Source organism: Pseudomonas sp. A39 (assembly GCF_058145955.1).
This window is the reverse complement of record NZ_JBYVMD010000009.1, coordinates 38,698-53,304: the sequence shown is the minus strand read 5'-3', so window position 1 is coordinate 53,304 and position 14,607 is coordinate 38,698. Positions and strand designations below refer to the sequence as shown.

Below are 14,607 nucleotides of genomic sequence, written 5' to 3'. Positions count from 1 at the left end.
AGGCTTTGATGCGTCGCGCCCTGCTTGCCCTGTTTCTGCTGATTGCCCTGCCCGCCTGGGCGGAAGATCAGCCCAAGGACTTGTCCTGGCAGGAAATGATCCCGCCGGACGCGCCGCCGGAAATTCCCAATATGAAACCGCTGCACGACCTGTCGAACATGGCCGATGCGTTGTCCGTCGAGGCGGCGCCGGCCGCCAAACAGGATTTGCCCAACGCGCCGGTGGTGCAGAGCCTCGACGGTCAGCACATCCGTTTACCGGGTTATATCGTGCCGCTGGAAGTCAGCGAAGAAGGCCGTACCACCGAGTTTCTGTTGGTGCCGTATTTCGGCGCGTGCATCCATGTGCCGCCGCCGCCGTCGAACCAGATCGTGCATGTCAAAAGCGAAATCGGCGTGAAGCTCGATGAGCTCTACCAGCCGTACTGGATCGAAGGCGCGATGCAAGTCAAACCGTCCACCAGCGAACTCGCCGATGCCGGTTACCAGATGGATGCCGAGAAAATTTACATGTACGAGCTGCCGGAATAGCGCTGATCGCCCTTTCATTGAGCTGAGTCAAAAGACCGAACGGAACGATCTTTACCATTGGACGTACAACTTTTAAACGTCCTTTGGAGCTCCCATGAACAAGTCTCTGCTCGGCGCGTCCCTCTTCGCGCTCGCCCTCGCTGCCCCTGTTGCACACGCTCACGAAGCGGGCGACATTCTGATTCGCGCCGGTGCAATCACCGTGAACCCGAAGGCAGACAGCAGCAGCGTCAAGGTTGACCAGGGCCCATTGGCCGGCGCCAATCTGGGCGGCAAGGCGACCATGAGCAGCGACACTCAGTTGGGCTTGAACTTCGCCTACATGCTGACCAACCACGTCGGTATCGAACTGCTGGCGGCCACACCGTTCGAGCATGACGTGAAGATCAAGAACACCGCCCTTGGCGCCGCGAACGGCAAACTCGGCACCCTGAAACACCTGCCGCCGACCCTGAGCGTCGTGTACTACCCACTGGACAACAAGTCGGCTTTCCAGCCGTACGTGGGCGCCGGTATCAACTACACCTGGATCTATGACGAACACGTCGGCAGCCGCGCATCGGACGCAGGCTTCAGCAACTTCAAGGCCGAGAACTCCTGGGGCTGGGCGGCGCAGATCGGTGCCGACTACATGATCAACGACAAGTGGATGATCAACGCCCAGGCGCGCTACATCGACATCAGCACCAAAGCGACGGTGGACAACAATGCCCTGGGCCAGGGCACGCGCGCCAAGGTCAATGTGGACGTGGACCCGATGGTCTACATGGTGGGTATCGGCTACAAGTTCTGACACCAACCTGACCAGTAACACAAAACTCAATGTGGGAGGGGGCTTGCCCCCGATTGCAGTGTGTCAGCCAACACATATTTGACTGAACCACCGCTATCGGGGACAAGCCCCCTCCCACATTTGGCTCGTGCCCACATTAGGTTTGTGTGCGGGATCAGCTGTGACGGTAGAACCGGTCCAGCAACGCCGGCAGCCCCGCCCGCCACGCCCGTGGCTTGATGCCGAAGGTGTGAAGGATTTTCTTGCAAGCCAGCACCGCGTGTTGCGGCTCATCCGCCGCATCCGGCCGGGCCGCATGGGCCTGGGCGGTGGGGGATTCGATCGCCAGCGGGTGGAAGGTACGTGCTTCAGTCAAAATCGCCTGGCCCAGCGCCAACGGTGTGGTCGCCTCATGCCCGGCGTAGTGGTACGTGCCCCACAACGGCGCCGCGCAATCGAGTTGCTTGAGCACCGAGATGATCACCCGCGCCGCGTCATCCACCGGCGTCGGGTTGCCGCGACGGTCGTCCGCCATCAGCAATTCATCCGGCTTCTCGGCCCGCGCCAGGAAGCGCCCGAGGGTGCCGTCGACGCTGTCATCCAGCAGCCAGCCGAAACGCAACAGCACATGTTGTGGGCAGGTGGCGCGCACACTCTGTTCGATTCGCCACAACGCCTGGCCGCGCAGGCCCAGGGGCACCGGCTCGTCTTTTTCGCTGTAGGCGGTGGCGCGGGAGCCATCGAACACGCGGTAGCTGGACGGTTGCAGCAAGGTGATGTTGTGGTGCTGGCACAGTTCGGCCAGGCGCTCGATGGCGAATTCCTGGGCGGCCAAACGGGTTTCGCTGACCACCTCGGCCTGGAACCAGTCGAAATAGTAGGCGAGGTTGATCAACGCATCGGGACGGGTGTCGTCGAGCAGTTGGGTAAGGCTCGCGGCATCCCAGCCGTCTTTGGGCGGTTTGGGGGCGAGGAAACCGATGTCTTCCTCTGCACCGAGGCGAATCAGCGCCTGCCCGAGGGCATTCCCGCCGCCCAGTAACATAAGGCGCATTCGCATAGATTGAGCAGGCCCGGTCTGTGTGGAACGAAGGTTTTCAGGTATTTGTCAGAATCGTTGCATTTTGCGGGTTTGTAGCGCAACCGTCACGGATAAAGTGCGCGATTGCAACTTGTTGGAACAGGGGCTATCAATCACTCCATGAACCTTCCTGAATCCACCGACACCGCATTGACCGGCTTCCACCCCGCCGTCAGCACCTGGTTCCGCAGCACCTTCCCCTCGGTGACAGGCGCCCAGGCCCAGGCATGGCCGCTGATCCGCCAGCGCCAATCAACACTGATCGCCGCGCCCACCGGCTCCGGCAAGACGCTCACAGCGTTCCTGGCGGTGCTGGATGACTTGGTCCACCAAGGCCTGGCCAACGGCGGTGAACTGCCGGATGAAACCCTGGTGGTCTATGTGTCGCCACTCAAGGCGCTGTCCAACGACATCCAGATCAACCTGCAAAACCCGCTGGCCGGGATCACTGAGCACCTGCGGAACCTGGGCCTGCCGCCGCTGGCCATCCGCACCGCCGTGCGCACCGGTGACACCCCGCAAAAAGACCGCGCACTGATGCGCAAGCGCCCGCCGCATATCCTGGTGACCACCCCGGAATCGCTCTACGTGCTGCTGGGCTCGGACTCCGGCCGACAGATGCTCGCCAGCACGCGCACGGTGATCATCGATGAAATCCACGCCATCGCCGCCGGCAAACGTGGCAGCCACCTGGCCTTGAGCCTGGAACGCCTGCAAGGCTTGTGCGCCGAGCCACTGATGCGCATCGGCTTGTCGGCCACGCAAAAGCCCATCGACGCGGTGTCGCGGTTCCTCGTCGGTAGCGGCCGGGCGTGCGCGATTGTGGATATCGGCCACGCCCGCCCGCGCGACCTGGATATCGAGGTGCCGCCCGTGCCGCTCTCTGCGGTGATGGCCAACGATGTGTGGGAGCGGGTCTACGACCGCCTCGCCGAGTTGGCCCGCGAACACCGTACCACGCTGATTTTCGTCAACACCCGGCGCCTGGCCGAGCGCCTGGCCCGGCATTTGAGCGAGCGCCTGGGCAAAACCGCCGTGGCCGCCCACCACGGCAGCCTGGCCAAGCAAATGCGCCTGGACGCCGAACAGCGCCTCAAGGGCGGCGAGCTGCAGGTGCTGATCGCCACCGCGTCCCTGGAGTTGGGGATTGATATCGGCGATGTCGATCTGGTTTGCCAGATTGGCTCGCCCGGCTCCATCAACGGCTTTCTGCAAAGAGTCGGTCGCTCCCGCCACCAGGTGGGTGGCACGCCCAAGGGACGACTGTTCGCCACCACCCGCGACGACCTGATTGAATGCGCCGCCCTGCTCGACTGCGTGCGCCGGGGCGAACTCGACACGCTGCAGATTCCCGTGGCGCCTCTGGATGTACTGGCCCAGCAGATCATCGCCGAGGTCAGCGCCCAGGAATGGTCCGAGCAGGCCTTGCTGGCGCTCATCCACCGCGCCGCGCCCTACGCCACGCTGGATGAGCGCCACTACCAGGCACTGCTGCAAATGCTCTCCGACGGTTACAACGGTCGCCAGGGCATCCGCAGCGCCTACCTGCACCGCGACGCCCTGACTCGCACCCTGCGCGGTCGACGGGGCGCCAAGCTGACCTCCGTCACCAGTGGCGGCACCATCCCCGACAACGCCGACTACAGCGTGTTGCTCGAACCCCAGAGCCTGAACATCGGCAGCGTCAACGAAGACTTCGCGGTGGAAAGCATCGCCGGGGATATCTTCCAGCTGGGCAACACCTCGTATCGCATCTTGCGGGTCGAAGCCGGCAAAGTGCGCGTCGAGGACGCCCATGGCCAACCGCCGACCATCCCCTTCTGGCTCGGTGAGGCGCCGGGGCGCAGCCACGAATTGTCAGCGGCGGTGGCGCGCCTCCAAGGTCAGATGGACGCGCTGCTCAGCGCCACGCCGGGTGACCTGCACGCCGCACAGGATTGGCTTACCGCCACCCTCGGCCTGAACCGCGCCAGCGCCGAGCAGATCCTCGATTACCTGGCCCGCGCTCGCTTGGCCCTGAGTGCGTTGCCGTCCCAGGACACGTTGATCATGGAGCGTTTTTTCGACGCGTCCGGCGGCACCCAACTGATCATCCACACGCCGTTCGGCAGCCGCGTCAACCGCGCCTGGGGCCTGGCCCTGCGCAAGCGTTTTTGCCGCACGTTCAATTTTGAATTGCAGGCGGCGGCCAGCGAAAACGCAATCGTGCTGTCGCTGTCCACCGGCCACAGTTTCGAGCTGGACGAGGTGTGGCGTTACCTCAATAGCCAGAGCGCCGAGCATATCCTGATACAAGCGGTGCTGGATGCGCCGCTGTTTGGCGTGCGCTGGCGCTGGAATGCCGGGGTGGCGCTGGCGTTGCCGCGCTATACCGGGGGGCGCAAAGTGGCGCCGCAGATTCAGCGCATGAAAAGCGAAGACCTGATCGCCAGCGTCTTCCCCGACCAGATCGCCTGCCTGGAAAACCTCGCCGGCGAGCGCGAGGTGCCTGAACACCCGCTGGTCGAGCAAACACTCGACGACTGCCTGCACGAAGCCATGGACAGCGAGGGTTGGCTTGCGCTGTTGCGGCGCATGGAACATGGCGAGGTGCGCCTGATCAGCCGCGACCTGCCCGCGCCCTCGCCCATGGCCGCAGAAATCCTCAGCGCCCGCCCCTACACCTTTCTCGACGATGCCCCCCTGGAAGAGCGCCGCACCCAGGCCGTGCTCAACCGACGCTGGAGCGACCCGCAGAGCACCGACGACCTCGGCGCACTGGATGCGGATGCCATCGCCGGCGTGCGCGAAGAAGCCTGGCCGGCGCCCAACGGGCCGGACGAAATGCATGAGGCGTTGATGAGCCTGGCGTGCATCGCCGGTAACGAAGTCACGCCGCAATGGGCGACTTGGCTGCACGCATTGGCCCAGAGTGGCCGCGCCTATCAACTGCACACTCACTTACACACCCGCCTGTGGGTCGCCGTCGAACGCCTGAGTTGTGTGCAGACGATCTACCCCGGCAACGCGCCGTTGCTGCCCGGCTTCGATGAGCCCTGGACCGTTGAGGAGGCCGTCACGGAAGTGCTGCGCGCGCGCCTCGGTGGGTTTGGCCCGCTGAGCCTGATCGAGATCGCCGCGCCCCTGGCCTTGCCGGTGGCGGATGTCACCCAGGCACTGGCCCGTCTGGAGCAGGAAGGCTACGTGCTGCGCGGGCATTTCAGCCCCGGTGCCACCCAGGAGCAATGGTGCGAACGCCATTTGCTGGCGCGCATTCATCGTTACACGGTTAAGCGCCTACGCCGGGAAATCGAGCCGGTGGCGCTGCAGGACTTCATGCGTTTTCTGTTCGATTGGCAGCATTTGTCCGACGGCACCCGTGGCCAGGGCAGCGCGATGTTGCCGCATATCGTCGGGCAGTTCGAAGGTTACGCCGCCGCCACTTCCGCCTGGGACAGCGATTTGCTCAGTGCGCGGCTCAAGGATTACTCCTCGACCTGGCTCGATGAGTTATGCCGCAGCGGCAAACTGGTATGGACGCGCTTGAGCAACAAGACCAGCGCCATGGCATTGCGCAGCACTCCGGTGGTGTTGCTGCCACGCAGCCACGTGGGACTGTGGAGCGGACTGACCGAACCCGCCGACGCCACCACACTGTCGCCCAAGGCGCAGAAGGTGCATCAAGCCCTGCGCGACCACGGCGCGCTGTTTTTTGATGAACTGGTGCATGAAGCCCACTTACTGCGCAGCGAACTGGAAACCGCTTTGCAGGAACTGGTGGGTGCCGGTTTGGTGAACGCCGACAGCTTTGCCGGGTTGCGTGCGCTGACCACCCCCGCGAGCAAACGCCAGGCGCGCAGCAGTCGGCGCGGGCGCGGCGCGTTTATCGGCGGTATGGACGATGCGGGGCGTTGGGCGCTGATCCGACGCCCGTCGACTGCCGCAGGTCCGCCTTCCGCCGAGACCCTGGAGCATGTGGCGATGACCTTGCTGCGCCGCTATGGCGTGGTGTTCTGGCGCTTGCTGGAGCGCGAGGCGGAGTGGCTGCCGAGCTGGCGCGAGTTGCTGCGCACTTTCCATCGGCTGGAGGCGCGCGGGGAGATTCGGGGTGGGCGGTTTGTCAGTGGTTTGGCGGGGGAACAGTTTGCGTTGCCGGAGGCGATTCCGTTGCTGCGTGAAGTGCGGCGTCGACCCCATGATGGGAGTTTGATTGCGGTGTGTGGCGCGGACCCGTTGAACCTGGTGGGCACGCTGTTACCGGGCACCAAGGTGCCGGCGGTGAGTGGCAATCGGATTGTGTACCGGGATGGGTTGCCCGCGGCGGTCATGGTGGCGGGCAAGCAGCAGGTGTTGCTGGAGGTGGATCAGCAGGTGGTGCAGGAGAAGTTGATCAGGCATTGAGCCTGTATTGACCCTGCCTGCCTCATCGCGGGCAAGCCCGGCTCCCACCTGGGAATGCATTCCACGTGTGGGAGCTGGCTTGCCTGCGATGAGGCCTTAAGCGTCAACACAACTCATTGAGGCCTGGGCTGCTCCGTCAACACCACCGATGCAGGCACCTCCTCATCTGGCTCATCCACCTGCGCCGCACGTTTAGGCAACAGCACCTGCTGTGGATAAGTCTGCGCGAAGTGCACCTCATCACAGTTATCCACAAGCTTTTTGAGGCGCTGATTGAACGCGCGACTCACTGCATACTGCCCGCCCGACACCGTGCGGAACTGCGCGGTAAGCACCACGCCATTGAGGTCCATCTTGTCGACGCCGAACACCTCCAGCGGCCCTTGCAGGTTGTACTTGAGAAACACGTCATCACGGATCGACTGCCCCGCTTCGCGAATCAGCTCCACCGCCTTGTCCACGTCGGTGTCGTAGGTGAACTGCACTGAGAAGAACGCATAGGCAAATTGCCGCGATTGGTTGGTGACCGCCTTGATCTGCCCGAACGGCACCGAGTGCACAAAGCCCTTGCCGTCGCGCAGGCGCAGGGTGCGGATGGTCAGGCCTTCGACGGTGCCGGCGTGGCCGGAGTCAAGCACCACCCAGTCGCCGATGGACAGGGTGTCTTCGATGATGATGAACAGGCCGGTGATCACATCCTGCACCAGTTGCTGCGACCCGAAGCCGATGGCCAGGCCGACCACCCCGGCCCCCGCCAGCAGCGGCGCGACGTTGATCCCGAGGTTAGCCATGGTGGTGATCGCGCAGATCACCACCAGGATGATTTTCACCGCATTGCGCAGCAGCGGCAGGATGGTTTTGACCCGCGTGCTGGGCTGGCGGCTGGAGCGTTTATTGACCGGTGGCTTGAGCGCTTCCTGGATCGCCGTGTCGAGTACCACCCAGAACAGCCAAGTCATCAGCAGGATCAGGCCGATGCTGCTGAGGGAGTCGCTGATCGCCCGGCCCACCGAGTTACGCTGGGCAAATTCGAACAGCGACACGCCCCAGATTCGTCCAAGAATCTCGATAAAGGCGATGGCCATGACGATACGCAGGATCGCATGCAACAAGCTGAGGAAGCGTTCCTTGTAGGCGCTGCTGCGCTGGATCGCGACCTGGCTGCGGGATTTGAACAGGTGTTGCAGCACGGTGCTCAGGAACACCGTACCAATCAGCAAAATGGTGGTGAACAACGCACAACGCAGGGCCTTCTGGTTATCGTCGCCGGCCCCGATCAAGTTGATCGCCGAGACCAGCACCATCAACAGGATCGGCCAGTACCACAACCCGGAAAACACCCGCAGTGATTGCTGCAACGCCGGGTGTTTAAGGCGTTGAGTCAACGGTCGATTGCGGATCAGGTGGGCCACCGGTCGACGCAGGCGCACCACCAGCACGCCGAAGATCACGGCGGCGAACAGGCCGGTAAACACCGCGATGCTGCTGGTGATATTGCCGCCGAACTGACGGGCGATTTGCGGGCTGGTCAGCGCGTCGCTGAGGGCGGCGAGAAAGCCGATCAGGAACAACGGCGTGGGGCAGTAGCTGCGGATGATCTGCACCGCCGGGCGCTTGTGGCCGACATTGAACATCACAATCACGCACAACAGCATCGACGTGGAAAAAATACCGCTGCTGGTGGCGTAGGCAAAACACAACGCCAGCGCACGCCCTATCGATGTGGGTAAAAAGTGGCTGACGTACAGCGTCAGCGGCAGGCAGATCAGCGCGGGAATCGTGTAGGGCAGCACATACCCAAGCACCGCTTGCAGGCGCCCGCGCCGGGCGACAAATGGGCGCCGGCTCACGCGTTGGACGATAAAACGCCCCAGCAGCGTCAGCAGGGTAAAGGCGCCGATCCACACCCCTGACAACAGCAGGAAGTTCCCTGCGATGCTCCATGGCGAACGCTCGGACGTCTGGTCGACCAGCCGCCCGACTTCATCCGCCGCACGGTCGGCCCGCAGGCGCCAGGCGTCGATCAGGTTCTGGTTGAGGTCGAGCTTCTCTTGCACATCATCGATGCTGGAGCTGATCGCGCCGAGCAGGCCGCCCTCGACCAGCAATTCCGGCGTGGCCGGCGCTTCAGGTTCCGGCGCGGTGGCCGCGGCTTGCAGTGCGGCACTGGGACAAAACAGCAGCGCGCCGAGCAGTAATGCAGTCTTTAGATTCAGCAAAACACCGGGCTCCTTCAGAAGGGTCTGTAAGGAACTGACGGGTTTGAGCCTTGATCGTTCCCCGTTTGCGGCATCTTTGACTTGCAGGCAACTATCAAATGCCAATCCCTGGCTTTTTCCGCAACAGCCAACACTCGACACTGCGCTCCTGATTGAAACCCACCGGAGTTGCAGCCATGCCCATTGCCTTTAACCTGGGGATCGCCGGTGGCGCCTGGGGCGGCGGGTTGATCGTGACGCATATGGCGCTCATCCACACGGCCTGGATCGGTGGACTGGTCGTGCTGGTGGCCTTGGCGCTGACAGCCTGGAGTGGCCGACTGGGTCGGCTGGGGCCGGTGTACGCAGAGCGTTCGACGCGGATAGTCGCCGGGCACTGAATCAGCAGCCATACACATCCAATGTGGGAGAGGGCTTGCTCCCTCCCACATGGGTTCTATGCCGTCTGTAGGAAGGTGGAAACTTTCAGCCAAAAATCATAGTCAGCCATAAACGGGGGCTAGCCCCTAATGCCAGTTAGTTAAGAAGCAGCAAGAGCGAAAAGTAACCCGTGGCGAGGGAGCTTGCTCCCGCTGGACTGCGCAGCAGTCCCAGTCTTTTGAAACAAAGAGCTGGGGCCGCTTCGCGACCCAGCGGGAGCAAGCTCCCTCGCCACAGGTACGGTGCTCATCCTTAGCTGACCGGCATTAGGCCAGCCCCCCCTCCCACTTTTTCACAGGAGCAATTATGGCTGCGATCCCTGACTGGGTGCCCGTAACCCCCAGCGTCGCCATCAGTCGCTTCACGGTGCTGACGGTCAATATCCACAAGGGTTTCACCGCCCTCAATCGACGCTTCATCCTGCCCGAGCTGCGTGAGGCGGTGCGCAGTGTGGGCGCCGACATGGTGTTCCTGCAGGAAATTCACGGCACTCATGAGCGTCACCCCCAGCGCTTCAGCGACTGGCCGAACATGCCTCAGTATGAGTTCCTTGCCGACAGCATCTGGCCGCAGTTCGCCTACGGGCGCAATGCGGTCTACCCCCACGGCGACCACGGCAATGCCCTGCTGTCGAAATTCCAGATCGTGCACTACGACAACCTCGATATCTCCCAAAGCGGGCATGAAAACCGTGGGCTGCTGCATTGCGTGCTGCGCTTGCCGGGCACCGGGCAGGAAGTGCACGCGATCTGCATCCACCTGGGCCTGCGTGAGGTGCATCGCCAGCAACAGTTGCGCTTGCTGGAGCAGCGCATCAGCGAGATCCCGGCCGATGCACCGCTGGTGGTCGCGGGCGACTTCAACGACTGGCGCCAGAAGGCCGACCTCAGTCAAAGCGGACTGCGGGAAGTCTTCATCGAAACCCACGGCAAACTCCCGCGCACCTTCCCGGCGCGCCTGCCCTTGCTGCCACTGGACCGCATCTATGTGCGCAATGTGAAAGTGCATAACCCTCGGGTGCTGACCTCACGGCCTTGGTCGCATTTGTCCGACCACGTGCCGCTGTCGGTGGAGATCGAACTATGAACGTTGCCGTAGAACATATTTCCACTGACCAGCCGCCGGATGAAGCCAAGGCCCGTGACCTGGATTACGGCTGGCAGAGCGGCAACCAGGTTGAGTTGCTCGAGAATGGCGAGGCGTACTTTCCCAAGGTGTTCGAGGCACTGCGCGCGGCGCGGCGGGAGATCCTGCTGGAGACCTTCATTCTCTTCGAAGACAAGGTCGGCCATGAGCTGCAGGGCATTCTCATCGAGGCGGCGCAGCGCGGCGTGAACGTGGTGGTCAGCCTCGACGGTTTTGGCTGCGGCGAGTTGAGCCCGGTGTTTCTCAGTGAGCTGGCCGAGGCGGGCGTGGCGGTGCAGATGTTCGACCCTGCGCCGAAAACCCTCGGCATTCGTACCAATTGGTTCCGCCGCCTGCACCGCAAGATTGTGGTGGTGGACGCCGAGGTGGCGTTCATCGGCGGGATCAATTTTTCCGCCGATCACTTGGGTGACTATGGGCCTGAGGCCAAGCAGGACTATGCGGTTCGGGTGACCGGCCCGGCCGTGGCGGACGTGCATCACTTCGCCCTTGCCCAAAGCGGTCGCCAGGTGCGCACGCGGCGCGGTTGGCGGCGGCGCCAGCAGCGACCGGCGTTGTGGTCCACCGACAAGAGCGACGGCCAGGTGCGCTTGATCTACCGCGACAACCTGCAGCACCGCGACGACATCGAAGAAGCGTATGTGTACGCGTTGAGCAAGGCACAACATCGCGTGGTAATCGCCAACGCTTACTTCTTCCCCGGCTACCGCTTGCTGCGCGAGATCCGCAATGCAGCGCGCCGTGGCGTGCAGGTGCAACTGATCATGCAGGGCCAGCCCGATGTGCTGCTGGCCAAGCTGGCGGCGCGCATGCTCTACGACTATCTGCTCAAGGATGGCGTGGTGATTCACGAATATTGCCAGCGCCCGCTGCATGGCAAAGTCGCCTTGGTGGATGACGAATGGAGCACCGTCGGCTCGAGCAACCTGGACCCGTTGAGCCTGTCACTGAACCTGGAAGCCAACGTGCTGATCCGCGACCGTGCGTTCAATCAGCAGCTGTATGAACGCCTGGAAACCCTGGCAAAAAATCATTGCCAGACGATGCCGGAAAACCGTAAGCCGCGCCTGTGGCTCTGGCGATTGACCGTGGGGTTCCTGGTGTTCCATGTGATGCGCCACTTTCCCGCGCTGACGGGTTGGTTGCCGGCGCACAAGCCCCGTTTGAAACCTTTCGAGAGCCCGTCCCATGACGTCTGAAACCAAAGGCTCGCGGTTCAAGCGCTGGAAGAAACCGCTGACCATCGCCTTCTTCCTGCTGCTGATCGTACTGTTCACCATGCTCGCCCGGCGTATCGACTGGAGCGAAGTGGTGCAGACCTTGGGCGATTTCAAACTGCGCACGCTGGTGATCGCAGGCACGCTGACGTTATGCAGTTTTCTGGTGTACGCCAGTTTCGACCTGATCGGCCGCACCTATATTCGCCAGCCCCTGGTGTGGAAGCAGATCCTGCCGGTGGGCATCATCAGCTATGCGTTCAACCTCAACCTGAGTGCGTGGGTCGGGGGCATCGCGATGCGCTATCGGCTGTATTCACGGCTGGGCGTGAGCAACAGCAATATCGCCAAGATCCTGGGCCTGAGCCTGGCCACCAACTGGTTTGGCTACATGGCGATAGCCGGGGTGATTTTCAGCAGCGGCCTGGTCACGATGCCGCCGGGGTGGAAGGTCAGTACCCTTGCATTGCAAGGCATTGGTGCGGTGTTAGTGCTGGTCAGCCTCGGGTATCTGGCGGCCTGCCAGTATTCGAAAAAGCGTGCGTGGACGATTCGCGGCATGGAAATCAACCTGCCGTCGCTGCGCATGGCGTGTTTGCAATTGATGTTGGGCGCGCTGAACTGGTCGCTGATGGCTGCGGTGATTTTCACCCTGCTGCCGGCCAAGCTGGACTATCCACTGGTGCTGGGCGTGTTGCTGATCAGCGCGATTGCCGGGGTGCTCACCCACATACCGGCCGGGCTTGGGGTGCTGGAGGCAGTGTTTATTGCGCTGTTGCAGCACGAGGCGTCGCGGGGCAGTTTGCTGGCGGGGTTGATCGCTTATCGGGCGATCTACTTTATTGTGCCGCTGCTGATTGCGCTGGTGATGTACCTCGGCGTGGAAGCCAAGGCCAAGGCATTGCGGGTGAAGAAAACACCGGCTTGAAAGAATGTGGGTTGATCAAGCGCTATCGCAGGCCAGCCGGCGATAGCGATCTAAACTATTGAGCCTGGATGATGCTCAACCGCTCACCCACCACCATCTCCGTGATCCAGTCCACCAGGATGGAGGTGTAGGCCTGCTGGGACACCGGATCGCTGAGGGAATGATCGGCCCCGTCGATGATGCGGTGAGTCAGTGAATGCGTCTGCTGGCACGCCGCGCGGTAACTCATGATGGTGGCGTGGGGCACATGGTCGTCGGTTTCCGACTCGACGATCAGCACGTCGCCGGTAAACGCCGAACACGCGTGCAAGGCGCGATTGGTTTCCGCGTGGACCAGGGTGCTGCGGTAATCCATCAAATCCATCTTGTCCAGATCGCGCTTGGGCTTAAGCCATTCGTCGTCGCGGTACAACGCAGGCACGCGCAACGCCAGCCAGCGCACCGGACGCAAGGAGGTGAGGATCGCCGCCAGGTATCCACCGTAACTGGTGCCGACGACGGCCACCGCCGAGGTGTCGATGGCCGGGTGTGACAACAGCCGGTCGTACGCCGCCAGCAAGTCGCGCAGGTTGTCTTCGCGGGTCACACGGGCTAACGGAATGCCGGAGCCGGCGTGGCCTCGCAGGTCGAAGGTCAGGCACACGCACCCGAGGCCGGCGATGCCCTTGGCACGTTCAAGGTCGCGCTCCTGGCTCCCGCCCCAGCCGTGCACGAACAACACCCCCGGCACTTTGGATTTGGGGCTCAGGAATGTGCCGCTCATCTGTTCGTCGTCAATATCGATCGCAATGCTTTCGCTTCTAGCCGTCATAAGATTTAACCGTCACGTACTTGAGAAGAAACCCGCTGTTTTCCGCCGGGCCGCGATACACCTCGATGGCATCAGCCGGCAACGGTTCGTCCACGTAGGTTTCCACCGAGGACACATGGATCGCGCGCAGGCCAGGGTTGTTGATAAAACTCTGCAACGCCGCGACTTCCGCACTGCTCGCCCCGCCCATACGCCAGGACTGCTCGAGCACGCCGCTGCGACGCTGGCCGTCACTGTCCAGGCCTTGGGCGATGTCGTAGTTGCGCCGTGAGGCATAAAAGCCAGGGTAGGCCTCATCGGCGGCATTGTCGAAAACCTGGGCTTGCTCAATGGCTTCACGCACGTCGTCGGGCACGTCGAGCAGCAACAGGTCGGCGTAGCCTCCCGGCACCACCAGCAGGTCGGAGCCGCCGTAGACGTCTTCGCCCTGCCCGTCTTTCGTCAGGTATTGCTCGCCGCAGTAACTGAACACGTGCCCGCCGATAAAACTTTGGCCGACGCTATGGGTGACCACATCGTGCAGGTCCTGCTCCAGCACCACGCCTTCGCTGAACAGCTTCGCAGCGTCAGGTCGCGCCAGCACAGCGTCGAATTCGTCGAGGCTGTGGATAACTTCCTGCCCGCGTCCCGCACAGGCGTGCACAGGTTTTATGCGGATTGGACCGCTGTAGAGCAAGCGCGTGGCAGCAGGCCGTGCGTCCTCAAGGGCAAAAACGCTCAAGCCATCCAGCACGACGTTTCGCACACGCTCGCAGAACAGCGCAGACCAACCTTCCGGCGCTTTGGCCTCGGGGCCGAGTAAGCCATGACTGATGGCCTTGGTGCAGATGAAGTCGTGGTCGACGTAGCCGCCCCACACATCCTCAGGCCCTTTGATATTGAGCGTTCGAGCCTGCGCCGGGCCGACCAGGGTTTGCGTGGGCAGCAGGTACAGCGCTCGCCCCGCATGCAGATCGGGGTCATAGCTGCCGCCGAATTTGAGCCCCAGGATCTGCGCCAGCCAGCGCGCCAGGGCGCGGTTGGTCTCGACCTCATGCAGCGGCGCGCCCTCGCGTATGGAATGCGCAACTACCAGCTTCTTGCGTTGAATCGGGGTCATGCGT

The 14,607-nt window shown here is 62.7% G+C and carries 10 protein-coding genes and 1 pseudogene; 7 read left to right on the top strand and 4 right to left on the bottom strand.

Annotated features, from left to right (window positions below):
* Positions 1-8 precede the first annotated feature (8 nt).
* Positions 9-530, top strand: coding sequence for a DUF3299 domain-containing protein (locus AC3ZU9_RS09350; RefSeq protein WP_015886116.1), 522 nt, complete (start codon positions 9-11; stop codon positions 528-530).
* A 94-nt stretch (positions 531-624) separates the two neighbouring features.
* Positions 625-1,323 (top strand): OmpW/AlkL family protein, encoded by a 699-nt coding sequence (locus AC3ZU9_RS09345; protein ID WP_015886117.1) that lies wholly within the window; start codon positions 625-627, stop codon positions 1,321-1,323.
* Between the two features lie 154 nt (positions 1,324-1,477).
* On the opposite strand, the gene AC3ZU9_RS09340 is transcribed toward AC3ZU9_RS09345, so the two are convergent.
* On the bottom strand, positions 1,478-2,362 hold the full coding sequence (locus AC3ZU9_RS09340) for a sugar nucleotide-binding protein (protein WP_015886118.1): 885 nt from the start codon (positions 2,360-2,362) through the stop codon (positions 1,478-1,480).
* 141 nt (positions 2,363-2,503) lie between these two features.
* Between AC3ZU9_RS09340 and AC3ZU9_RS09335 the strand changes: the two genes are divergently transcribed.
* On the top strand, positions 2,504-6,763 hold the full coding sequence (locus AC3ZU9_RS09335; protein ID WP_490090627.1) for an Lhr family helicase: 4,260 nt from the start codon (positions 2,504-2,506) through the stop codon (positions 6,761-6,763).
* 113 nt (positions 6,764-6,876) lie between these two features.
* Here the strand turns inward: AC3ZU9_RS09335 and AC3ZU9_RS09330 are convergent, their stop codons facing one another.
* Complete coding sequence (locus tag AC3ZU9_RS09330) at positions 6,877-8,982, bottom strand: mechanosensitive ion channel family protein (protein ID WP_490090626.1); 2,106 nt, start codon at positions 8,980-8,982, stop codon at positions 6,877-6,879.
* Positions 8,983-9,167: 185 nt separating this feature from the next.
* Between AC3ZU9_RS09330 and AC3ZU9_RS09325 the strand changes: the two are divergent.
* From AC3ZU9_RS09325 to AC3ZU9_RS09310, 4 genes and pseudogenes are all read left to right on the top strand, one after another.
* A pseudogene (locus tag AC3ZU9_RS09325) lies at positions 9,168-9,362 on the top strand (MFS transporter); the annotation flags it as partial.
* Between the two features lie 346 nt (positions 9,363-9,708).
* Positions 9,709-10,488 (top strand): endonuclease/exonuclease/phosphatase family protein, encoded by a 780-nt coding sequence (locus AC3ZU9_RS09320; protein WP_046035687.1) that lies wholly within the window; start codon positions 9,709-9,711, stop codon positions 10,486-10,488.
* On the top strand, positions 10,485-11,747 hold the full coding sequence (gene clsB / locus AC3ZU9_RS09315; RefSeq protein WP_046035686.1) for a cardiolipin synthase ClsB: 1,263 nt from the start codon (positions 10,485-10,487) through the stop codon (positions 11,745-11,747). Before AC3ZU9_RS09320 ends, clsB begins: the two co-directional genes overlap by 4 nt.
* On the top strand, positions 11,737-12,693 hold the full coding sequence (locus AC3ZU9_RS09310; RefSeq protein ID WP_015886123.1) for a lysylphosphatidylglycerol synthase domain-containing protein: 957 nt from the start codon (positions 11,737-11,739) through the stop codon (positions 12,691-12,693). The genes clsB and AC3ZU9_RS09310 overlap by 11 nt, the downstream gene beginning before the upstream one ends.
* A gap of 55 nt (positions 12,694-12,748) precedes the next feature.
* Here the strand turns inward: AC3ZU9_RS09310 and AC3ZU9_RS09305 are convergent, their stop codons facing one another.
* Together AC3ZU9_RS09305 and AC3ZU9_RS09300 are read right to left on the bottom strand one after the other, a co-directional pair.
* The gene (locus AC3ZU9_RS09305) at positions 12,749-13,504 is read right to left on the bottom strand and encodes an alpha/beta hydrolase family protein (RefSeq protein WP_122810781.1); all 756 of its coding nucleotides are present in this window, start codon (positions 13,502-13,504) and stop codon (positions 12,749-12,751) included.
* A complete protein-coding gene (locus tag AC3ZU9_RS09300) occupies positions 13,494-14,603 on the bottom strand; it encodes a DUF3182 family protein (protein WP_490090625.1) in 1,110 nt (369 codons plus the stop codon). The genes AC3ZU9_RS09305 and AC3ZU9_RS09300 overlap by 11 nt, the downstream gene beginning before the upstream one ends.
* Positions 14,604-14,607: the final 4 nt, after the last annotated feature.